This is a genomic window from Rhizobium sp. L1K21, from assembly GCF_024055895.1.
Classification (GTDB): Bacteria; Pseudomonadota; Alphaproteobacteria; order Rhizobiales; family Rhizobiaceae; genus Ensifer_A.
Window position 1 is genome coordinate 150,069 of the sequence record NZ_JAMXLE010000005.1, and the last position, 22,229, is coordinate 172,297.

Below are 22,229 nucleotides of genomic sequence, written 5' to 3' on the forward strand. Positions count from 1 at the left end.
CCACCCCTGACGCCTATCCCGCAAGCGGGAAAGGCATTTCCACAAACAAGGTTTTCGTAATGGGTTTCGGTCCCTTCTTATTCCTCGCAACGCTTGAAGGTCTCGTCCAGGCTTCCGTGCTGGTGCTGACGGCTGTGGGCCTGTCGCTGGTGTTCGGCGTCATGCGCGTGGTCAATGTGGCGCACGGCGAGTTCTTCATGCTGGGCGCCGTCATTGCCTGGTTTGTGGCCACCAATATGCCGGGCGATCCCGCCATCGGCTTTATCGCCGCCCTCATCATCAGCCCGCTGGCAGTCGGCGCGGTCGCCTATGTGGCAGACCGTCTGATCCTCACGCGGCTGAACTACAATCCCGAAGCCACCATCGTTGCCACGATCGGGCTCCTTTACGTGATCCAGCAAAGCGTGCTGATGACCTATGGCGCGGATGCGCGGCCTGTCGATCCGCCCTTTTATTACACAATCCGCCTGCCCTGGTTCGGCTATTCGTCCTACAAGCTGTTCGTCATTGCCGCAGCCTGTGTGCTGCTCGGTGTGATCTGGTTTGTGCTGAAACGCACCAAGTGGGGCCTGTTGATGCGGGCAACACAGTTTGACCGCGAAACGGCACTTGCCTTCGGCATTCCCGTCCGCAAGGTCTACTCTTTCGTCTTCGCCATCGGTGCGGGTCTTGCCGCAATTGGTGCCGTGCTGATCGTGCCGATCCAGCAGGCGCATTATCTCATGGGCCTTGATCCGCTGCTCTTATCCTTCACCGTGGTCATCATCGGCGGGCTTGGCAGCATTCAAGGCACCATTTTCGCCGCCATTCTCATCGGCCTGTCTGACGGCATTCTCTCCGTCTTCTTTTCGCCGACACTGGCCAAGATCGTCTCCACGCTCTTCGTTGCCATGGTGCTTGTCTTCAAGCCAAACGGCCTCTTTGCCAAGGCGAAACGCTGATGGGTGCCGGTATGATGAAAAGCCTGATCCTGCACCTGGCCGTGCTCGTTCTCCTGTTCCTGCTGCAGTTCGTCATCAGTGACTATGCCATTCTCACGCTCACCCGCATGATGGTGCTCGGCATCTTCGCCTCCGGGTTCAATATTCTGTTTGGCTATACCGGGCTCTTGAGCCTTGGTCATGCCATGTTCTTTGGTGCCGGCGTTTATGCCGCCGGTCTGCCGATCTATCACTTCGGCTGGTCGGTGCCGCTTGCCTTTGTCTTTGCCATTTTCATGTCGTTCGTCGCGGCCGTCATCATCGGCGTGATCGCACTTCGCACGGTGCGCGACTCTTTCATGATCCTCACCCTCATGCTGGCACAGGCGGGCTATCTGGCGATCCTTTATTTCAACCGGGAAACGGGCGGTTCGGAAGGGCTGACCATGCCGCAGGCCTCGCGCAGCTTCGATTTCCTTGGCCTGACTATCGACCTGACGGATGCAGCGACGCGCTACAACATCGCCGTCCTGCTGCTTGCCATCACCATTGTCGTCAGTTTCATTCTCATCCAGGGCCGTTATGGACGTCTGTTCAATGCGATCCGCGAGAACGAGGCGCGCACCGAGATGCTGGGCTACAACGTTCTGACCGCCAAGCTCTTTTCCTTCACCGTTTCCGGCACGATAGCGGGCATGGCAGGGGCGGCTTACGCTATTCTGTTTGGCTATATCGGCGCGACCTTTGCAGGCATCCAATATTCCATCGAGGCGCTGCTTTTCACGCTTCTCGGCGGTGCGGGCACCCTGCTTGGCCCGCTTCTGGGCTCCATTCTCATGACAACGCTCATCGACCGCCTGAGCGAAGTGACGAGTGCCTATTTCCTCTTCCTCGGTTTGATTTTGATCGCGCTTACGCTGTGGTTCCCCAAGGGTCTGCTCGGCACGATCAAGGAAAAGTGGCTGCCATGGCTGACGTAACCTTTCTCAAGACCAAAGACCTCAAATGCCATTTCGGCGGCATCAAGGCTGTCGACGGCGTCGATTTCACGCTCGAAAAGGGCGAAATCCGCGCCATCATCGGCCCAAATGGTGCGGGCAAATCCACCTTCGTTTCGCTGCTTTCGGGCCGCACCGAAGCGACTGCGGGCGAAGTCGAATTCCTAGGCGAAAACGTCACCAGGCTGCCGGCCTACAAGCGCGTGCGCCGGGGCATTGCTTACACGTTCCAGATCACCAATATCTACAAGGATTTTCCGGTGATCGAGAATGTCGCGATTGCCGTGCAAAGCCGCCTTTCCAATTCCGGCGAAAAAACCGGTGCGGGGCGCATCAGGGCGGAGGCCGAAAAGGTTCTGGCTCGTGTGGGACTGAGCCAGTTTGCAGAACGCAAGGCGGGTGAACTCGCTTACGGCCACCAGCGGCTGTTGGAAGTGGGCATGGGGCTGGCGCTGCAGCCGGAACTTCTCATTCTCGATGAACCAACCCAGGGCCTCTCTGACAGCGAAGTCTCCGATTTCTGCGATCTGGTGAAGGAGATCGCGCAAAACGCGACAATTCTCTTGATCGAGCACAATATGGATGTGGTGATGACACTGGCTGGCCGGATCACCGTTTTGAACCAGGGCCGCATTCTCGCCGAGGGCAGCCCGGAAGACATTCGCGCCAACCGCGCGGTACAGGACGCCTATCTCGGGCGGGGAGACGAATGATGGCGGCAAGTCTGGAAGTCATCGGCTTCGACACGTTCTACGGCCAGAGCCAGGCGCTGCGGGAATTTTCCATTCGCCTCGAAGGCGGCAAGGTGCTCTGTCTGCTCGGCCGCAATGGCGCGGGCAAAACCACGGCGCTCAAATCCATCATGGGGATCATTCCACCACGCAAGGGCAAGCTCCTCATCGACGGCAATGACCTGAGCGAGAAACCGGCGTATGAAATACCCAAGCACGGCATCGGTTATGTGCCACAGGGCCGCCGGCTCTTTTCCGAGCTCACCGTGCGGGAAAATCTCGAAATTGGCCTTCTCACCCGCAGCACCGGAAAACAGGCGCTTGAGCATGCGCTGAGCTACTTCCCGGTTCTGCGCGAGCGCATCAATCAGGTCTCCGGCACGCTTTCGGGCGGCGAGCAGACGATGCTGGCAATTGCCCGCGCTCTTTGCATCGAGCCCAGCGTGCTGATGCTCGATGAACCGACCGAAGGACTGATGCCATCGGCCATTGCCGCCATTCGCGATGTGGTGATCAAGCTGCGCGATGAGGGCAAGGCCATTCTGCTCGTCGAACAGCGCGTCGATGCGGTGATCCCAGTGGCCGACACTGTCGCCTTCATGGATCACGGTGAAATCCGCGAAACGGTGGCAATTGACGTGTTGAAGGACAATCCGGCTCTGCTGCAGAAATATGTGGGTGTTTAAGCTTTAAAGCAGCCAGTTCGGCGGATCATCCATTATCCAGACAAGAGGCGCATTTTCCATCACGGCATGGCGGTTGCTGAGCCACGCATTGCGCAGTCTCTCATCGCCGGTGGCAACAAAAGCTTCCTTGGCGCGGAAGAGACGTTCCAGCTTGCGCCCGAGCCGCACGCCGAATTTTGCGTCGAAATCCTCAACGGTTGGCCGGTAGGCGGCGACTTTCAGCCCCTTGGTTTCGGCAATTTTCAGGTAAAAGCCTATCAGCCTTTCGATCAGGAAGGGGCGCATGCTGGCACTTTCGTCACGTCCGTAATTGCCATTCCCGGCATAGACTTTGCCAACCGGCGTCCCGCTTTTTGCTTCATTCTCGAATTTGGCAACCACCGCATCGCAAAAGGCAAAATAACCTGTCCAGAAGCGGTGATTGCCGACGACGTAGTTGCAATAGAAAAACGTCCTGTGATTTTGCGGCGCGCTGACCGGAAGACCCATTTCGCCCAGTTTTGCATAAAGCGGCTCGAGACCGGGATGTCCGCCAAGTTCGGCATGTTCCTTGCCGTTTTCGTAGAGCGCGGAGAGGCCAATCATTGGATTGATGAGATAACAATCAAATCCCTCCTGCATCGCCTTTTGCGCAGCCTCACGAAACTGCTGAAAACCGATCGGGGATTTGAGCTCGAATTTGCTCGACACAAGGCCCCAAAAGTCGCGCGGATTGGCTGATTTTTCGGTCTCCCACAAAGCCTTGAACAGTTCATATTCACGGGCATTGGGCGCAGTGTTGAAGGAAATGTCGAAGGCAATCGCGTCGCTCGCCAGCCGCGCCTTCTGGCCCGCATCGAGATAGGGCTGATAGATGCGAAGGGCGGGCGCTGTTTCCGCCGCCGTCTTTTCCGCCATCTGCGCTGTCATGATCGCAATCCTTCCGAAGTCAGCAATTCTCAGCCACTACGTCATAAAAACCTGAACTTGTGCGAGCCTCACGAGTTCATTCCTGCTTCCGGTCCAGCGCATTGAGCATGGGAAGAATGGAAAATGCACCAGCTTCGGCCTTGCGGGTGAGATCGCGCAGATAACCACCCGGCGAGCGGATCGTGTCGGAGCGCTCCAGAATGGCGGCTATCACCACGGCGGCCTGTTGTTCGCCCATCGCGGAGCGCGCCTTCGCCCAGGCATCCGGCGAAACACCCAGCATGGAGCGAACCAGATCAGCCGTCTTGATCAGATCGGCCCAGCTCGACACGCCATCGCGGGCATATTCCCAGATTTCCGGGCAAATCCGCCGCAATTTCTTCAGGCTGATCGCCGCCTTCTGTTCCGGCGCCGCTTTTTCTTGCAATATGCCCGCCACATCCATTTTTTCATTGCCGCTAGATTCAGATATCTGGTCAGCATTTGAATTCTGATGGTGGCGCTCAGAATGACGATCATTGGCGCTCATTTCTTCTTCAGAGATAGATTGAAGATAGCTGTCTTCCACCTCGCCCCGAAGGTACAACAGCTCCTCGCGAAGTCCTTTTAGAAGACTAAGCGGTGCATTGCGCGACAGTGGCGGAGTCAAACGGGCCAGTCGTTCGGTAAAACCCGGCCAGTCGCCTTGACGGCCCTCTTCCAGAGCAATCTCGATAATCTTGGAAAGGTCGCGCTGATGCAGCGTGATCTCGGCGCGGATGGCGCGGACCGCTTTTGCCTCGGCGCGGGCGGCTTCCGCATGTTCGTAGATTTCGGACGCCTGCAGGGCAAGCGGCGCAAGGTCGAAGCCGAAAGCGTCTTCCACCTGGCCATCATCGCCGCGCCGGCAATAGCGCTTGCCATTGGCGCTATCGCGCCGAAACACCATGCCCGCATCCACCAAGGCAGCCAGATGACGACGGATCGTGGCCGGTGCCATGCCGCGTGCGCGCAGCGAAAGCTCTCTGTTGGAGGGAAATACGATGATCGGCTGACGACCATCCAGTTCACGCTCAGGCGTGAAGGAAACAAGTGCTTCCAGAAGCATGATGGTGCGGTCGCTGAGACCGTAGACGGCCCGCGCTTCGGTGAGCGCGCGCAGCAACTGCCACTTGTCTGCCGGTGCACCATCATTGCCGCCGCTGACCTTTGCCAGTTCTTCCTGACGCCTGGAGACAGCCATCTGCCGGGCAAACAGGCGCGCAGACATCTGCCCGCCGCCAAATGGCGTCGTTGCAAGTCGTTCAGTCATGATATCCCCTGAAGAGAGGCACCAAAAGGATGTAAAGATACGCGTCCCGACACGACAGGTTTCATGCTGCCGCCGGCCTGATATCCCTCTCCAGAAAAGTCACAAAAAGAATACGCTCGAAGCAGCGATTACCGCTGTCGATACTTGACTTTGAACCTTGGAAGTGATTCTCTCGAATTGCTACATTGGAGAGGGCTTCCGGAATGGTGACATTTTGGAGGTCCTTTTTTCTTGTCCCTTGCTCTTTCCTTCCTTTTTCAGTTTCAAAAATCCGTCTTCAAGGGTGAAAACGGGGTGAAATCAGCCCTCTTTGTCTTTCGCAAAACGGGCATATTCTTCAATAATCAGGCCTTCGATACGGTCGACGAATTCCGGTGCGAGCGTGGATGAGAACGCCAGTTTCGCGGACTTCCCGCTGTGGTCGAGATGGGCAATCACTGCCCCGTCCGCCGCTCTGATCGTCTTTGGCTCTGACTTGGTGGAAACCGGCTTCTTCTTCAGTCGTGTGAACAGAAGCTGGAAACGCTTGTCAGTGTCGGCGGCCTTGAAGGCATCGGAGTGGATCAGGTCGGCGGCCTTGTCGCTTTCCGCGCCAACGTCCTTCTCGAAGATTTCGGCAAGCGCCATCCAGCGCTCACGCCCTGCCTTGGGCGCTGGGCCTACAGCGCGGGCAAAACGCGTCGGCACGGCGTCGGCCACCTGCAGGAGACGCGAAAGTTCGCTCTTCTGCACCGTCAGCGCCTCGCCTACGAGCTTGCGGTCAAAGCCGCGCTCCGTCAGCAATTTGGCAAACAGCGCCCGCTCAATGAAGCTCAGATTGCGCCGCTCGGCATTTTCCTTGCCCTGGGCCAGCACCAGCTCATCGTCGGAGAGCGCCCGCACGATCGCCTTGACGGGACGACCCAGCCTGATGGCGGCCTTGAGGCGGCGGTGGCCATAGGCGACCTGGAAGCGTCCGGCCTCTTCAGCATGCGGGCGGACCAGGATCGGCACCTGCTGACCGCTTTCGCGCATGCTCTCCACAAGGCTCAGGAATTCCGGATCATGCTCTTCGCCCTCGCTCAGCCGGTCGGACACGAATGATGAGACAATGCGGGCGGGATCGAGATCGACGATGCGCTCGCCCTGTTCCACCGCCTCGCGCAAGGCGCGGGCCTCATCGGCTTCCCGGCTCAGATTGTTGAGTGAAAGCCCCATCGCCTTGACCGCGCCCGACGATGCCCGTTGCGGCTGATGGCTAGTTCCCGCAGGCGCGTTGGCCGGGGCCGTGTCAGCCGCAGGCGCAGCAGTTGCAGGTTGCGACTTCGTCTCAGGAGCCGGCGCCGGCATTGACGGTTCCCCGAACAGCGCTTTGAGCGAGTTCTTGCGGTCTCGCGCAGCCATCATACACGCCCCCATGCGGAATGGATCAATTCCTCAATTTCGGCATTCACGGCATCCAGTGCCTCAATCGCGCGGTCATAGGTGCCACGGCTGAAGTTTTCACGCCCCACTTCGTAAAGCGTCTGCTTGGTCAGTCCGGCATCGGAAATCGCCGTTGATTTCAGCATCGGCGCTGTCAGCACCCGGTCGCCGAAGAGAGAGCGCAGAAAACCGGCAATCTGCGCCTGCGGCCCATCATGCGGCTCAAAGCGGGTGACGAGATAACGCAGGAAATCGAAGTTCAGCGTGCCGCCCGCCTCGCGAACCACATTCAACAAGTCGGAGGTCATGAACAGAAACTGGCTCATGGAGGCCACGTCCAGCATCTGCGGATGCACGGTGACAATTACCGACGACGACGCGCAAAGGGCCGACAGAGTGAGATAACCAAGCTGCGGCGGGCAATCGAGAACGACAACATCGTAATTGTCGCCAACGCTTGCCAATGCGGCCTGCACGCGGGTGAAGAAAAGCGCTGTATCATCGCCCGGCTTGCGGGACGAGAGTGCGCGCGGCGTGGCGTGTTCAAACTCCTGCAATTCGAGATTGCCGGGGACCAGATCGATATTGTGGAAATAGGTCTTGCGAACGATCTCGCTCAGAGGCCGGATCTCCTCGTCATAACGGATGGCGCCGTAGAGCGTGTCGTTGCCGGAGAGATCAAGTTCCGGCTGATAGCCGAAAAGGGCAGAAAGAGACGCCTGAGGGTCCAGGTCGACGGCCAGCACGCGGTGACCGTTCATCGCCAGATATTGCGCCAGATGCGCCGATGAGGTGGTCTTGCCCGAGCCGCCCTTGAAGTTGGTGACCGAAATCACCTGCAGATGTTCGCCGCGCGCGGGATCACGCCATTTCACATAACCGCGCGCCTTGGCCTCATTGCCCTTGGCCAGTGCCTGCTCGGCCAGATAGTGGCGCAAGGCATCGATTTCGGCGAGCGAATAATAACGCCGCCCGCCTGCCCCGACCTCGGGCTGCGGCCCCTCGCCTGCCAGCGACAATTGGCGCAAGTAGCCGTCGGACACACCGACGAGTTTTGCCGCCTCGCCCGAGGTGAACCGGCGCAGTGTTTTCTGGGATGTGGGCGCAAAAATGCGGTCACGCATTGCCTGAAGCTGCGCGGAGAGCGCTTCGGCATCCGCCGCAATTGCCTCATCTGCCGGACGCATTGGCTGCATATCCTCTTTCGGGTTGGTGGAGGGTTGCCCCATCCTTTGATCTCCATTCATTCACAATCTGCGCGAATCGATACAATCAGCGTAAGCTGCAAAAGCGCAGCGGGGAAAATTCACCGCCAGAAAAAATGGCCTGATGAAGAGATACGCGGCACCAAAACAATTACAGAGATATTCCCTACTTACGGCAAGATCGACGATAGACGCCCTTATCCGTAGGCGAACGTGAAGCAGGACACGAGTCGCGTCAAGAACTTTTTGGTTAACGATTTCTTAACGCTAGCTCCACGCAAGCTCATAGAGTACGGCGTTTGTCCATAAAAAAGGGGCCTCTAATAGCCCGTTACCTTGATCTCTGCGCTGTCCAGGCCGAGCGCGGCATCGCGGTCTTCAAGTCCCGATCGCGTTGCCCGCATGAGCGCTCCAACGTCGCTATCACCGACGGCCAGGCCATAGCCGAGCGCCCGCAACTCGCCGTAACCACGTCCGGGTCCGGTTATCGTGGCAAGCAACCTGCCTTGATGACGGCATTCCTTCTCGATCCGCTCGAGCAATCGGACAACATCGGGACTGTCCAGACGCTCGATGCGATCGACAGACCCGGCCAGATCATTGGGGCCTATGAAGATACCGTCAACGCCTTTGACGGAAGCCATTTCTGCAATATTATCAACGGCTTCAAAATGCTCACACTGAACCATCAGGAAGACTTCCTCATGCGCCTCCACAAGACCGTAATCCGGTCGTGTGCCGAAACTGGAGGAGCGTGTGATGGCTGCCGCATAACCGCGATTGCCATGCGGCGGATAACGGCAGGCATCGGCAATTTCGCGCGCCTGCGCAGCAGTGTTCACACGCGGAACGATGATGGAGCGGATACCGCGGTCGATCACGCGGTTGATCAGCCACGGCTGGCCATGGGGAACGCGCAGGATCACATCAGCACCGGCATTCTCAACGGCTCTGGCGATTGCAATCCACTGCTCCACATCGCCAATACCATGTTCACCGTCGATGACAATCACATCCCAGCCGGCAGCAACCATTGCTTCCGCCACATCGGGCGAACCGAAATGAACCCATGCGGCGGTGACAAATTCACCATCCAAAATGCGCGTTTTTAACCTGTTTGCCACCACACCTTCTCCAGTCGATTCGATTTACCGGGGCCACCCCCTCAGATTTTGAAATAATCAGGCAATTCAGCCAGCAGCGGCTGCTTTTCATCCTTAGCCGAAAGATGCGTCTTTTCAAATTGCGGCCATTGGACACCGATTGCCGGATCGTTCCATTTAACACCCTTGTCGTGTTCGCCACTATAGGGGGCCGTCACCTTGTAATTGATGATGGTCGAGGGTTTGAGCGTCGCAAAACCATGGGCAAAGCCCGGTGGCACCCAGAGCATGTCGCCGGTTTCCGGCGTCAGTTCCGCCGCCACCCATTGGCCGAAAGTGGGCGAGCCTTTGCGGATATCGACGGCAACATCCACAAGCGCGCCGGCTACGCAGCGAACGAGTTTGCCCTGCTCAAATGGCGGTGTCTGGAAATGCAGGCCGCGGATGGTGCCAACTTCGGCCGATAGCGATTCATTGTCCTGAACGAAGGTAAGATCGGCGACGTGTTGGCGAAACCAGGCATCCTTGAACAGTTCGACGAAATAGCCACGACTGTCGCCCAAACGTTTGGGTGTGATTTTCTTCACATCGGGGATTGCGAGCGCCTCAACCTTCAATGCCTGAATTCCTTCCAAGAAAGCCGCCGGCGGGGCAGCTGTTTTCCGGACGCTATTCAAAAAGCAAAGCATTTAAAAGGGAGGAGCGCGAAGACATGCATGCTGAACAGCAAACTTCTTGCCTCTTCCCACAGGATAAAGCAGAGAAGGAAAAAGCGCATGCACTCAAGCACGCGCGCTGATTTCATTATTTGGAATATTCGCGGATCCACTCACCCGTCTTGGCAAGACCGCCGAAGGGGTAGAAGTGGAGGCGAACGTCGCCGTGGCGGGCAGGATCAATGGCAGTCTCGAGATCCCGCACGAGAGAGTCCGGGCCGGCATTAGACAGAAGCTTACCGATTGAAAGCCCGTATTTCGCCATCACCTTCGTCGAGGTTCCAACGCCACAGCGCGCTGCAAAGCGCATCAGCGTCTTCACACTGGCAGGTCCCGGAATGCCGACCCGCAGCGGGGCATGGACGCCGGCTGCCCGCACATCTTCAATCCAGCGCACAACCGGATCGGCATCGAAGGCAAACTGGGTGGTCACGTCGAAATCGAGCCCTTTTTCCTGCAGAATTGCCTGCTTGTCGGTCAGCGCCTTCCACAGTTGCGGCATGCCGATCTGCGGATGGCCTTCCGGATAGCCGGAAATACCGACCTTGCGGATACCGTATTTCTCCAGAAGACCCGACTGGATGACGGCAAGGGCATCATTATAAGGGCCTTCAGGCTTGTCGGGGTCGCCTGCAACAACAAAGACATTGGTGATTTCAGCCTCTGACACGAGCGCATCGAGAAACTGTTCGAGTTCTGCCTCGGACTTAATACGCCGCGCGGAAATGTGCGACACCGGCACAAAACCGAGCGCCTTGACCTGCTTTGCCGCAGCGACACGTGCCGGCATTTCTTCACCCGGCAGAAATGTCACCGATACCTGCGTGCCGGGCGCAATCAGATCGCGCGCTTCCGTCAGCGCGGCTGCATCCTTGGCCGTGATTTCGATGGAATAATTGTTGATGAGCGAGGTGCTCACCATGTCGCCCTCACGGGGCTGAAATGCCAGATTTGAACGTGCCATTCGCAAAACGCCCTCCCAAGCGGCCAGCTTTAACTGTATACATTGCTGATTGGAGATTAGCATTTGAGGCGGGCATTGCAACGAAAATGTGGTCCGGCAGGAGCAATTTCACCACATTATGTATACAGTGATGCACTTGGTAGGCCCCCCTATATTGGCCATACCATTTCATTTCGCCCCGCGCGGCGAAGCGCAGCATATGAGTGCTATGCTTGCACGGCAGAGAAAATGGCAATAATCCTCTTCAAAACCATGTATCAGATGAATAGCCATGAGACCGCGACGCTTTCTGCCTTCGATCAGCCTTCTATCTGCCTTTGAGGCCGTCTTGCGCACCGGCTCAACGGCTGCGGCTGCGCGTGAACTGGATCTCACGCAAAGCACGGTGAGCCGGCTCGTTCAGAACCTGGAAAATCAGCTCGGCCACACGCTTTTCGAGCGGCATCGCCAGAGGCTGGTTCCCACCCAGGCCGCACAAGCCTATGGCCGCGATGTGACGCGTGCGCTTGATCTCATTCAGCGGTCGTCCATGGAGTTCGTGACCAATCCGGGCGGCGGCGCACTTTCATTATCCATCCTGCCTGCTTTTGGCACCCGTTGGCTGGCCCCGCGGCTGGGCGATTTCCTGGCAAAACATCCGGGCATCACGATCAATCTTGCTACCCGGCTGAAGCGTTTCAATTTTGCGGCAGAAACATTCGATGCTGCCATTCATTTCGGGGCGGACGACTGGCGCGAGGCCGATCACCTGCGATTGTTCGAAGAACGGATGACGGCATGCATCGCACCAACGGTCGCTTCTGAACACCCGATCAACCATCCTGACGATTTGAAGGGCTTGGCCTTGTTGCAGCTCGAAACGCGGCCGACGGCATGGCGCAGCTGGTTTGCCGCGCAAGGGGCCGATACGCCGCCCATAACAGGCATGCTGTTTGATCAGTTCGCCACGATGACGCAAGCGGCGATCGCCGGGCTTGGCGTGGCGCTGCTGCCCGATTTTCTGGCTGATATTGAAATCCGTGAAGGACGGCTTCAACCCGTGCTCAAGCGCTCCATCGCCGGAGCAGGGTCCTATTGGCTCGTCTGGCCTGAAGCGCGGGCCGATTATCCCCCGCTTGCAGCCTTTCGCGCGTGGCTGGCTGAAGAGGTGCAGGGTCAGACTGTCTGAGAACCCACCAGTCGATATAACCCTGCGCCGAATTTAGTTGGTTTCCGCAAGAACAGTACTTTCAGGCTCGAGCAGAGCAGTCTGGTCCGTTGGCATCGGCGTCCGGCCAGACTTTTCAGAAACCGCCACATTGCCCATCGATCCATAAACCACAAAGCGGCTTGAATTCGCGGCGGTTTTCAAGGAGCCCGGATCCGTCACATAGGACGAGTAGCGCGGCGGCAGGCGTTCCAGATTCTGATCGGCCACATCGACCCGCTTCGGCGTGGAGGTCCACGGCACCATGTCGGAAAATGTCTCGAGCGAACTTGGCTGAGACTGGTTGTGGATCATGGTTCCGACGGTGGCGACTGCAGAGGTGGCTGCAAGCGCTGCGGCAAGACCAAATACGGCAAAAGCAACAGATTTCATGACACGCTCCTCAAGTTCCTGGCCGATCCATTCCTGCGTTCGGCCTGCTTGATTAGACAATGCTAACGCGCATCTGTTTGTTCCCAGCGTTACAAGGCTCTTGCGGCGCTTGCAATCAGCTCAAGTCTCTATATAATGACATAAACATATCTTTATGTGGATGGAGTGACTATGTCTGAGACGATGGACCGCCTGTTCGAAGGCGCCAAGGAAAAGCAAGTCGATGCACGCGCTGCACTGGAGGCCGCAGCCCGCGAGCGCATTCTGATCCTGGATGGCGCTATGGGCACGCAGATCCAGGGGCTGGGATTTGGCGAAGATCACTTTCGCGGTCAGCGGTTCGGCGGCTGCGATTGCCATCAGCAGGGCAATAACGATCTTCTGATCCTCACCCAGCCAGCAGCGATTGAAGAGATCCATTATCGCTACGCCATTGCCGGCGCAGACATTATCGAGACCAATACATTCTCCTCCACCTCCATTGCCCAGGCCGATTACGGCATGGAGGATATGGTCTATGAATTGAACCGGGATGGCGCACGCCTTGCCAAACGCGCTGCCAAACGCGCTGAAGCCGAAGACGGCAAGCGCCGTTTTGTGGCAGGCGCGCTCGGCCCGACAAACCGCACGGCCTCCATATCGCCGGATGTTAACAATCCAGGCTACCGCGCCGTCACGTTTGATGATCTGCGCATTGCCTATGGCGAACAGCTTCGCGGCCTCATCGATGGTGGCTCCGACATTATTCTGATTGAGACCATTTTCGACACGCTGAATGCCAAGGCTGCGATCTTCGCCTGTTCGGAGATTTTCGAGGAAAAGGGCGTTGATCTGCCGGTCATGATTTCCGGCACCATCACCGACCTTTCAGGCCGCACGCTTTCCGGCCAGACGCCGACGGCCTTCTGGCATTCGGTGCGCCACGCCAAGCCTTTCACCATCGGCCTCAACTGTGCGCTCGGGGCCAACGCCATGCGCGCCCATCTGGATGAGATTTCATCGGTTGCCGACACATTCACCTGCGCCTATCCCAATGCAGGCCTGCCCAACAGTTTCGGCGAATATGACGAAAGCCCGGAATTCATGGCTGCCCAGATCGAGGAGTTTGCGCGCGACGGCCTCGTCAACATTGTTGGCGGCTGCTGTGGCTCCACGCCGGAGCATATTCGCGCCATTGCCGAGGCCGTGTCGAAATACCCGCCGCGCCAAGTCCCCGATTTGCCGGTCCACATGCGTCTATCCGGCCTTGAACCCTTCACGCTGACGGATGAAATTCCCTTCGTGAATGTGGGCGAGCGCACCAACGTGACCGGCTCGGCCAAATTCCGCAAGCTGATCACTGCCGGCGATTATGCCGAAGCGCTCGATATTGCCCGCAGTCAGGTGGAAAACGGCGCGCAGATCATCGACATCAACATGGATGAGGGTCTCATCGATTCCAAACAGGTGATGGTCGACTATCTGAACCTGGTGGCCGCAGAGCCCGATATTGCCCGTGTGCCGATCATGATCGATTCCTCCAAATGGGAAGTGATCGAGGCAGGCCTGAAATGCGTTCAGGGCAAACCGCTTGTTAATTCCATTTCGATGAAGGAAGGCGAGGAAAGCTTCCTCAAGCAGGCCCGCCTTGCCAAGGCCTATGGCGCGGCCATCGTGGTCATGGCTTTCGACGAAAAGGGTCAGGCCGATACCCATGCGCGCAAAGTGGAAATCTGCACCCGCGCCTACAAGCTCTTGACGGAAGAGGTCGGCTTCCCCCCGGAAGATATCGTTTTCGACCCCAATATCTTCGCCGTCGCCACCGGCATTGAGGAACACAACAATTACGGCGCAGACTTCATCGCCGCCACGCGCGATATCATCAAAACGCTGCCGCATGTGCATGTGTCGGGCGGGGTGTCCAACCTCTCCTTCTCCTTCCGCGGCAATGAGCCGGTGCGCGAGGCCATGCATGCCGTCTTCCTCTATCATGCCATTCAGGAAGGCATGGATATGGGCATCGTCAATGCCGGTCAGCTTGCCGTTTATGAAACCATTGAGCCGGAACTGCGCGAAGCCTGCGAAGATGTGGTGCTGAACCGTCGCGACGATGCGACCGAGCGGCTTCTGGAGATTGCCGAACGCTTCAAGGGTGCAGCCGGAAAGGAAGCCAAGGAAAAGGACCTCACCTGGCGCACCTGGCCGGTTGAAAAGCGGCTGGAACATGCCCTCGTCAACGGTATCACCGAATTCATCGATGCCGACACAGAGGAAGCCCGCCAAGCCGCCGAGCGCCCGCTGCACGTGATTGAAGGCCCGCTGATGGCGGGCATGAATGTGGTCGGCGACCTCTTCGGCGCGGGCAAGATGTTCCTGCCCCAGGTGGTGAAATCCGCCCGCGTGATGAAACAGGCCGTTGCCGTTCTGCTGCCCTATATGGAAGCGGAAAAGCAAAGCAGCGGCAGCCGCCAGACCGCCGGCAAGGTGGTGATGGCAACCGTGAAGGGCGATGTGCACGATATCGGCAAGAACATCGTTGGCGTGGTTCTGGCCTGCAACAATTACGAGATCATCGACCTTGGCGTGATGGTCCCGGCCGAAAAAATCCTGCAGACCGCCCGCGAGCATAATGCCGATATTATCGGCCTTTCCGGCCTGATCACACCGTCACTCGACGAAATGGTGCATGTGGCCTCTGAAATGGAGCGGCAGGGTTTTGATATCCCGCTTCTCATCGGTGGGGCGACCACAAGCCGGGTGCACACTGCGGTGAAGATCCATCCGCGCTACAAGGCCGGTCAGTCAATCTATGTGACGGACGCCTCGCGCGCCGTGGGGGTAGTCTCAAATCTTCTGAGCGATGAGCAGAAACCCGGTTACGTCACCGCCATTCAGGAGGAATACCGCAAAGTGGCCGAAGCCCACGAAAAGGCCGAAGCCGCCAAGCGGCGCATCAGCTATGCCGCGGCCCGCGACAATGCCCACAAGATCGATTGGGCAAATTATACCCCGCCGAAGCCCTCTTTCCTCGGCACAAAAACCTTCGAGACCTGGGATCTGGCCGAACTGTCAGATTATATCGACTGGACACCCTTCTTCCAGACCTGGGAGTTGAAGGGCCGCTACCCGGCCATTCTCGAGGATGAGAAACAGGGCGAAGCTGCCCGCCAGCTTTTTGCCGACGCACAGGCGATGCTGACGAAAATCATCGACGAAAAGTGGTTTGCACCGCGCGCCGTGGTTGGCTTCTGGCCAGCGAACGCGGTGGGCGATGACGTTCAGCTTTTCACAGATGAGACCCGCGCAGAAAAGCTCGACACATTCTTCACGCTGCGCCAGCAGCTTTCCAAGCGCGATGGACGGCCCAATGTGGCGCTTTCCGATTTCGTGGCTCCGAAGGACAGCGGCAGGGAAGACTATCTCGGCGGTTTTGTGGTGACCGCAGGCATTGAGGAAGTGGCCATTGCCGAACGTTTCGAACGCGCCAATGACGATTATTCCTCCATCATGGTCAAGGCGCTGGCCGACCGTTTTGCCGAAGCCTTTGCCGAACGCATGCATGAAATGGTGCGCAAGGAACTCTGGGGTTACGGTGCCGATGAAACCTTTGCGCCGCAGGAGCTGATCAGCGAGCCCTATCAGGGCATTCGTCCTGCGCCTGGCTATCCCGCCCAGCCCGACCATACGGAAAAGACCACGCTCTTCCGCCTACTGGACGCAGAAAAGACGACTGGCGTGACACTCACCGAAAGCATGGCCATGTGGCCCGGCTCTTCCGTCTCCGGCCTTTATTTCAGCCATCCGGAAAGCTATTATTTCGGCGTGGCCAAGGTCGAGCGCGACCAGGTGGAAGATTATGCCGCGCGCAAGGGTATGGACATCGAAGAGGTGGAGCGCTGGCTCGGGCCCATCCTCAATTATGTCCCCGGCCCCAAGGTGCAGGCCGCCGAATGACGGATTTTCTTCTCCCCTTGGGGAGAAGATGCCCGCAGGGCAGATGACGGGTTCTCGCTTATGATTGTGTGGGAACCCCTCATCCGGCCTTTCAGGCCACCTTCTCCCCAAGGGTAGAAGGACATTGCCCACGCCATCTCGATCTTACCTCTGTCATGACCCGGCGGAAAATCCGTTTGCACGCGCTGGATTCGCCGGGCCAGCGGGAGTAAGAACGCCTCAATGAAGGTTCTCAAAACAAGCCAGCCAAATTTGCACCCCGATATCGTTTGGAAACGCATGTTTTCCGAGCTGGAACGTGGTGACCAGGGCCTGAATATCCAGATCCGCCGCACTTTGGTTTATTCTATTGAAAGCGGCTTCTTGAAAGCAGGCACACGCCTGCCCTCCAGCCGCAAACTCTCCACCCTTCTGCAGGTGGCGCGCAACACCGTGACTGCGGCCTATCAGATGCTGATCGACGAGGGGTTTCTGATCTCGCGTGAACGCAGCGGCATCTTTGTTGCAGAAATCAACCGTCAGAGCGCCACCGAAAATAGCACGCGGGACGCTGCCGCCAAGGACTGGCAGGAGCACTTTGCCATTCATCCCTCCCGCCAGCGGCAGAATAACAAGCCGCGCGACTGGATGGACTACCCCTACCCCTTTCTCTTCGGTCAGTTCGATCCGCAATTCTTCCCCGCCAACAATTGGCGCGAGGCGGTGCGCGCCACCTCCAGCGTGCAAGAAATCCACGGCTTTCTCGGTGACCGCATAGACGATGACGATCCCGATCTCGTGGAGCAGCTGCGCGTCCAGGTTCTGCCCCGGCGCGGTATCTTTGCCGAACCCGAGGAAATCATCGTCACGATTGGATCGCAGCAGGCGCTTTCCATTCTCGTACAGCTTCTTGTGGGCGCAGATACGCCGACCGGCATCGAAGACCCTTGTTATCCCGATACTCGCAACCTCGTGTCGCTGGCCACCAGCAATGTGCACCGGCTGAACATGGATGCGGACGGTGTCTTGCCCGATGCGCTGCTTTCGAAATGCCGGGTGGCATTCTTGACTGTCGGCCACCAATGCCCGACAACGGCAGCCATGCCGCTTGCCCGCCGAAAGATGCTTCTGGAGGCTGCCGAGCGAAACGACCAGATCCTGATCGAAGACGATTACGAGGCCGATCTTTCGCAGGCCACGCAGTCGGAAATCCCCTGCCTGAAAAGCCTCGATCAAACGGGCCGCGTCATCTATGTCGGCAGCTTTTCCAAGGCGCTCGCGCCGGGACTCAGGGTCGGCTATATCGTTGCGCCCAAAGGCGTGATCAGCGAATTGCGTGTGTTGCGCCGCTTGCTGCTGCGCCATCCACCCACCAACAACCAGCGCATTCTGGCCGCTTTCATCGCACTTGGACATTATCGCCAGCATATTCAGAAAACCGGTGTCGTGCTGCAAAAGCGTGCTGATCTGATTGCCCGGCTGATGCCGCAAATTCTGCCGCAATGCACCTGGCGGCGTGATCCGGGCGCAACAAGTTTCTGGGTTGAAGGGCCTGAAGGGCTGGATAGCCGAAAACTGGCGGAGGCCGCCCGCGCCCGCGGTGTTCTCGTTGAGGCCGGAGCCATCTTCTTTTCCAACCCAGATGCAGGCCGCCGTTTCTTCCGGCTTGGCTTCACCTCCGTCGCCGAAAGCCGCATTGAAGCAGGTTTGCGTGTTCTTGCCGAAGTGATGGACGACATCTGCATGGGCTGAAGATCAGCGCAGAGCCAGATTTTGCTTTTTAAGGTGCCAGTTGCACAGATGCTGTTGCGCTCGCCTCTCATGTGGTATTCGGGGTCCCTCATCGCTTGAAGGAGATACCCCATGGGCATTGCTGCCAACCCCAACGATATGGGCCACGTTGTAGAGGCCGACAAACGCCACGTCTGGCACCATCTGACCCAGCACAAACCCTTTGAGACCGTCGACCCGCGCATCTTCGTTGAAGGCAAGGGCTTGAAGCTCTGGGACGTGAACGGCCGCGAATATCTCGATGGCCTGTCTGGCGGCGTGTGGACCGTGAATGTGGGTTACGGTCGTGAAAGCATTGCGGATGCCGTGCGCGAGCAGCTGGTGAAGCTCAACTATTATGCTGGTGCTTCCGGCTCCATTCCGGGCGCCCTCTTTGCTGAAAAGCTGATTGAGAAAATGCCGGGCCTCACCCGCGTTTATTATTCCAACTCCGGCTCGGAGGCCAATGAGAAGGTCTTCAAGATGGTGCGCCAGATTTCGCAGCGCCACCATGGCGGTCGCAAATACAAGATCCTTTACCGCGAGCGCGATTACCATGGCACCACGCTCGGCGCTCTCGCCGCCGGTGGCCAGGAAGAGCGCAAGGCCCAATATGGACCGTTGCCCGAGGGCTTCGTTTCGGTTCCGCACTGCCTGGAATATCGCAGCCAGTGGGGCGATATCGACAATTACGGTCAGCGCGCGGCTGACGCCATTGAAGAGGTTATCCTGCGCGAAGGCGCGGATACGATCGGCGCAATCTGCCTTGAGCCGGTCACCGCCGGCGGTGGCGTCATCACGCCGCCGAAGGGCTATTGGGAACGCGTGCAGGAAATCTGCCGCAAATACGATATCTTCCTGCATATCGACGAAGTGGTTTGCGGTGTTGGCCGCACCGGCAAGTGGTTCGGCTATCAGCAATATGGCGTCGAACCCGATTTCGTCACCATGGCCAAAGGTGTTGCCTCCGGTTATGCCGCCATCTCCGTGACGGCGACGACCGAGCGCGTTTTTGAAATGTTCAAGGACGACCCGACCGATCCGCTATCCTATTTCCGCGATATCTCCACTTTCGGCGGTTGCGTCTCCGGCCCGGCGGCTGCGCTTGAAAACATGCGCATCATTGAAGACGAAGGCCTGCTTGAAAACACCACTGCCATGGGTGAGCGGCTGATGAACAACCTGCACGCATTGCAGGAACGCCACGCCGTGATCGGTGAGGTGCGCGGCATCGGTCTCTTCTGCGGTGCTGAACTGGTTGCCGACCGCAAGACGAAGGAGCCGGCTGACGAGAAGAAGGTTCAGGCCGTGGTCGCAGACTGCATCGGCCAGGGCGTCATCATCGGTGCCACCAACCGCTCGGTTCCAGGCTTCAACAACACGCTCTGCCTCAGCCCCGCACTGATTGCCACCGAAGCCGATATCGACGCAATGACTGGTGCCATCGACAACGCGCTGACGAAGGTTTTCGGCTGAAGCCTGAACGCAATTTTGAAATTGAGCCGGGCCTGAAGCAACCGCTTCAGGCCCTTTCTTTTTGGAGACGGCCCGAGGCGCTATTTCCCCTTCTCCCCTTGGGGAGAAGGTGCCCGTAGGGCGGATGAGGGGTTCTCATTCGCCCTCAGGCTGGAACCCCTCATTGTCGCGCTGCGCCCGACATTTCTCCCCAAGGGGAGAAAGAGGGCAACAAAGCAAGACTACGTCCGCGCCACCTGAAACGGTGCCCAGGACTGGCTGACCGGCATGATTTCGAGCGAGTTGATATTCACGTGCGGCGGCTGGGTGGCGACCCAGTGGATGGTGCGGGCAATATCTTCCGGCTGCAGCGGGTTGGCGCCGCCATAGAGCTTGTCATAGGCAGCCTTGTCGCCGCCCGTGCGCACCAGCGTGAATTCACTTTCCGCCATTCCCGGCTCGATGGAGGTAACCCGCACGCCCCTGGCACTGAGATCGGAACGCAGACCCAGCGAAAACTGCTGAACGAAAGCCTTCGTGCCACCGTAAACATTGCTGCCCGGATAGGCCCAGTTGGAGGCAACGGAGGCCAGATTGACGATCAGGCCCTTGCGCGCGATCAGCGTATCGATCAGCAGGCGCGTGATAGTCACAAGACCGGTGATGTTCGTATCGATCATCGTCTTCCAATCTTGCAGATCGCTTGCATCAATCGGCCCGGTGCCAAGCGCAAGGCCAGCATTGTTGACCAGCACATCGATCTCGGCAAATTCCGGCGGAAGGTTTGCCAGCGCATCCCGCGTTGCAGCCTCGTCGCGAATGTCGAAAGGCATGATGAATACCTTCTCCGGCCCGCCCAGTTCATCTGCCAGCGCTTCAAGCCGTTCCTTGCGCCGTCCGGTAATGGCAAGCTTCCAGCCATCGGCTGCAAAAGTGCGCGCAATGGCAGCGCCAAATCCGGCCGTTGCGCCGGTGATCAAAACGGTTTTGGACATGAATTATTCCTTTCATTCTCAAAAGTCGAAAAAAGCGGGGTTATCTGCAATGCGCAAACCAATGTCGGCGTGGGGTCGACGTTCAAATTCACAATCAAAAAGCGGCATGAAAGCCTCTGTTTCAAACTTGGTTTAAAACAAAAACATGACTGTCGTCACCTCTTTGTCTGCATTGCACAGGCAATAAACCGAGTACGGCGATTGACTGCATGGGAGCGCATTGCAATAGTTCGTATGCTGTCAATTCCACAGTATGTCCGCCGTCATATCCCCAGCGTTCCAGAGTTTAAATTCATGTTCGATCTTATCATCCGAAATGCCAACCTGCCCGATGGCCGAAAAGGCATCGATATCGGCATCGCAAATGGCAAGATCGGGGCAATCGAGGCCGGTATAAGCGCTGAGGCCGGTGAGACCATTGACGCGACAAACCGGATGGTGAGCCCCGCTTTCATCGATCCGCATTTTCACATGGACGCAACACTCTCGCTCGGCTTGCCGCGCATGAATGTGTCCGGCACGCTTCTCGAAGGCATAGCGCTCTGGGGTGAGCTTCGCCCGCTTCTGACCAAGGAAGCCCTCATTGAACGCGCGCTGGCCTATTGCGATTACGCGGTGTCGCAAGGCCTTCTGTTCATCCGCAGCCATGTCGACACATCCGACCCGCGACTTGTCACCGTGGAAGCCATGCTGGAGGTGAAGGAGCGCGTGGCGCCCTATATCGACCTTCAGCTCGTCGCCTTCCCGCAGGATGGCTATTACCGGGCCAAGGACGGCGTGAAATCGCTGGAGCGCGCGCTGGACATGGGCGTCGATGTGGTTGGCGGCATTCCCCATTTCGAGCGCACCATGCAGGATGGTGCCGCCTCTGTGGAAGCGCTTTGCCGGATTGCTGCAGAGCGCGGCCTGCCGGTCGACATGCATTGCGATGAAACCGACGATCCCATGTCCCGTCATATCGAGACGCTGGCGGCTGAAACGATCCGCTTCGGCCTTCAAGGCCGTGTTGCCGGTTCGCATCTCACATCCATGCATTCGATGGACAATTACTATGTTTCCAAGCTCATTCCGCTGATGGCGGAGGCTGAAATCAATGTCATCCCGAACCCACTCATCAATATCATGCTGCAGGGTCGGCACGACACCTATCCCAAACGCCGCGGCATGACGCGGGTGCGCGAGCTGATGGCCGCCGGGCTCAACGTCTCCTTCGGTCAGGATTGCTGCATGGACCCTTGGTATTCCATGGGCTCAGGTGACATGCTGGAGGTCGCGCATATGGCTGTGCATGTGGGCCAGCTTTCCGGCGTGGAGGACAAGCAGCGCGTCTTTGAAGCGATCACCACCAATTCGGCGAAAACGCTCGGTCTGAAAGATTACGGCCTGACGGTTGGCTGCAATGCCGATCTGGTCATCCTGCAGGCCGAAGATGTGCTTGAGGCCATCCGCCTGAAACCCGCCCGGCTCGCCGTTCTCAAAGGCGGAAAGGTCATTTCCCGCACGGCGCCGAAGGAAAGTGAACTTTCCCTGCCCGGTCGTCCGGCAAAAATCGATTTCGGTCGCAACCCCACCTCCTCGACGGCGGAGTAGC

The 22,229-nt window shown here is 58.1% G+C and carries 18 protein-coding genes; 9 read left to right on the forward strand and 9 right to left on the reverse strand.

The annotated features are described in order from the left end of the window. The first annotated feature begins 59 nt into the window (after nucleotides 1-59). Genes NHF56_RS19210 through NHF56_RS19225 form a run of 4 tightly spaced genes read left to right on the forward strand, consistent with a single transcriptional unit; the run spans nucleotide 60 to nucleotide 3,335 of the window. Nucleotides 60-941: a branched-chain amino acid ABC transporter permease gene (locus NHF56_RS19210; RefSeq protein ID WP_252807603.1), complete on the forward strand. Its 882-nt coding sequence runs from the start codon at nucleotides 60-62 to the stop codon at nucleotides 939-941. Continuing rightward, nucleotides 941-1,900, forward strand: coding sequence for a branched-chain amino acid ABC transporter permease (locus NHF56_RS19215; protein WP_252807605.1), 960 nt, complete (start codon nucleotides 941-943; stop codon nucleotides 1,898-1,900). Before NHF56_RS19210 ends, NHF56_RS19215 begins: the two co-directional genes overlap by 1 nt. Further along, nucleotides 1,888-2,631, forward strand: a complete 744-nt coding sequence (locus NHF56_RS19220) for an ABC transporter ATP-binding protein (RefSeq protein ID WP_252807607.1) — start codon at nucleotides 1,888-1,890, stop codon at nucleotides 2,629-2,631. The genes NHF56_RS19215 and NHF56_RS19220 overlap by 13 nt, the downstream gene beginning before the upstream one ends. Beyond that, a complete protein-coding gene (locus tag NHF56_RS19225) occupies nucleotides 2,631-3,335 on the forward strand; it encodes an ABC transporter ATP-binding protein (RefSeq protein ID WP_252807669.1) in 705 nt (234 codons plus the stop codon). The genes NHF56_RS19220 and NHF56_RS19225 overlap by 1 nt, the downstream gene beginning before the upstream one ends. A 3-nt stretch (nucleotides 3,336-3,338) precedes the next feature. Here NHF56_RS19225 and NHF56_RS19230 read toward each other — a convergent pair whose 3' ends face one another. From NHF56_RS19230 to NHF56_RS19260, 7 genes are all read right to left on the reverse strand, one after another. Then, a complete protein-coding gene (locus NHF56_RS19230) occupies nucleotides 3,339-4,244 on the reverse strand; it encodes a hypothetical protein (RefSeq protein WP_252807610.1) in 906 nt (301 codons plus the stop codon). Between the two features lie 76 nt (nucleotides 4,245-4,320). Then, entirely contained in the window at nucleotides 4,321-5,535 is a 1,215-nt protein-coding gene (repC, locus tag NHF56_RS19235) for a plasmid replication protein RepC (protein ID WP_252807612.1), read from the reverse strand. A gap of 300 nt (nucleotides 5,536-5,835) precedes the next feature. Continuing rightward, a complete protein-coding gene (repB, locus tag NHF56_RS19240) occupies nucleotides 5,836-6,918 on the reverse strand; it encodes a plasmid partitioning protein RepB (RefSeq protein WP_252807671.1) in 1,083 nt (360 codons plus the stop codon). Beyond that, nucleotides 6,918-8,168, reverse strand: coding sequence for a plasmid partitioning protein RepA (repA, locus tag NHF56_RS19245; protein WP_252807613.1), 1,251 nt, complete (start codon nucleotides 8,166-8,168; stop codon nucleotides 6,918-6,920). Before repA ends, repB begins: the two co-directional genes overlap by 1 nt. A 296-nt stretch (nucleotides 8,169-8,464) precedes the next feature. Continuing rightward, entirely contained in the window at nucleotides 8,465-9,268 is an 804-nt protein-coding gene (locus NHF56_RS19250; protein ID WP_252807615.1) for an aldolase/citrate lyase family protein, read from the reverse strand. Nucleotides 9,269-9,309: 41 nt separating this feature from the next. After that, nucleotides 9,310-9,864 carry a dTDP-4-dehydrorhamnose 3,5-epimerase gene (gene rfbC, locus NHF56_RS19255; RefSeq protein ID WP_252807673.1) on the reverse strand — a complete coding sequence of 185 codons (555 nt, stop codon included), beginning with the start codon at nucleotides 9,862-9,864 and terminating at the stop codon, nucleotides 9,310-9,312. Nucleotides 9,865-10,051: 187 nt separating this feature from the next. Next, nucleotides 10,052-10,927, reverse strand: coding sequence for a methylenetetrahydrofolate reductase (locus NHF56_RS19260; RefSeq protein ID WP_252807617.1), 876 nt, complete (start codon nucleotides 10,925-10,927; stop codon nucleotides 10,052-10,054). Between the two features lie 271 nt (nucleotides 10,928-11,198). Here NHF56_RS19260 and NHF56_RS19265 point away from each other — a divergent pair, with 271 nt between their 5' ends. Then, nucleotides 11,199-12,095, forward strand: coding sequence for a LysR family transcriptional regulator (locus NHF56_RS19265; protein WP_252807619.1), 897 nt, complete (start codon nucleotides 11,199-11,201; stop codon nucleotides 12,093-12,095). Between the two features lie 33 nt (nucleotides 12,096-12,128). Here the strand turns inward: NHF56_RS19265 and NHF56_RS19270 are convergent, their stop codons facing one another. Beyond that, complete coding sequence (locus tag NHF56_RS19270) at nucleotides 12,129-12,506, reverse strand: hypothetical protein (RefSeq protein ID WP_252807621.1); 378 nt, start codon at nucleotides 12,504-12,506, stop codon at nucleotides 12,129-12,131. A gap of 171 nt (nucleotides 12,507-12,677) precedes the next feature. Here NHF56_RS19270 and metH point away from each other — a divergent pair, with 171 nt between their 5' ends. The 3 genes from metH (at nucleotide 12,678) to NHF56_RS19285 (ending at nucleotide 19,664) form a co-directional block, all read left to right on the forward strand. Further along, nucleotides 12,678-16,439: a methionine synthase gene (gene metH / locus NHF56_RS19275; RefSeq protein ID WP_252807623.1), complete on the forward strand. Its 3,762-nt coding sequence runs from the start codon at nucleotides 12,678-12,680 to the stop codon at nucleotides 16,437-16,439. Between the two features lie 222 nt (nucleotides 16,440-16,661). Further along, the gene (locus NHF56_RS19280; protein WP_252807625.1) at nucleotides 16,662-18,170 is read left to right on the forward strand and encodes a PLP-dependent aminotransferase family protein; all 1,509 of its coding nucleotides are present in this window, start codon (nucleotides 16,662-16,664) and stop codon (nucleotides 18,168-18,170) included. A gap of 111 nt (nucleotides 18,171-18,281) precedes the next feature. Next, a complete protein-coding gene (locus tag NHF56_RS19285; protein WP_252807627.1) occupies nucleotides 18,282-19,664 on the forward strand; it encodes an aspartate aminotransferase family protein in 1,383 nt (460 codons plus the stop codon). Between the two features lie 221 nt (nucleotides 19,665-19,885). Here the strand turns inward: NHF56_RS19285 and NHF56_RS19290 are convergent, their stop codons facing one another. Then, a complete protein-coding gene (locus NHF56_RS19290) occupies nucleotides 19,886-20,638 on the reverse strand; it encodes an SDR family NAD(P)-dependent oxidoreductase (protein WP_252807629.1) in 753 nt (250 codons plus the stop codon). 294 nt (nucleotides 20,639-20,932) lie between these two features. On the opposite strand from NHF56_RS19290, the gene NHF56_RS19295 reads away from it, so the two are divergent. Next, complete coding sequence (locus NHF56_RS19295; RefSeq protein WP_252807631.1) at nucleotides 20,933-22,228, forward strand: amidohydrolase family protein; 1,296 nt, start codon at nucleotides 20,933-20,935, stop codon at nucleotides 22,226-22,228. Nucleotide 22,229: the final 1 nt, after the last annotated feature.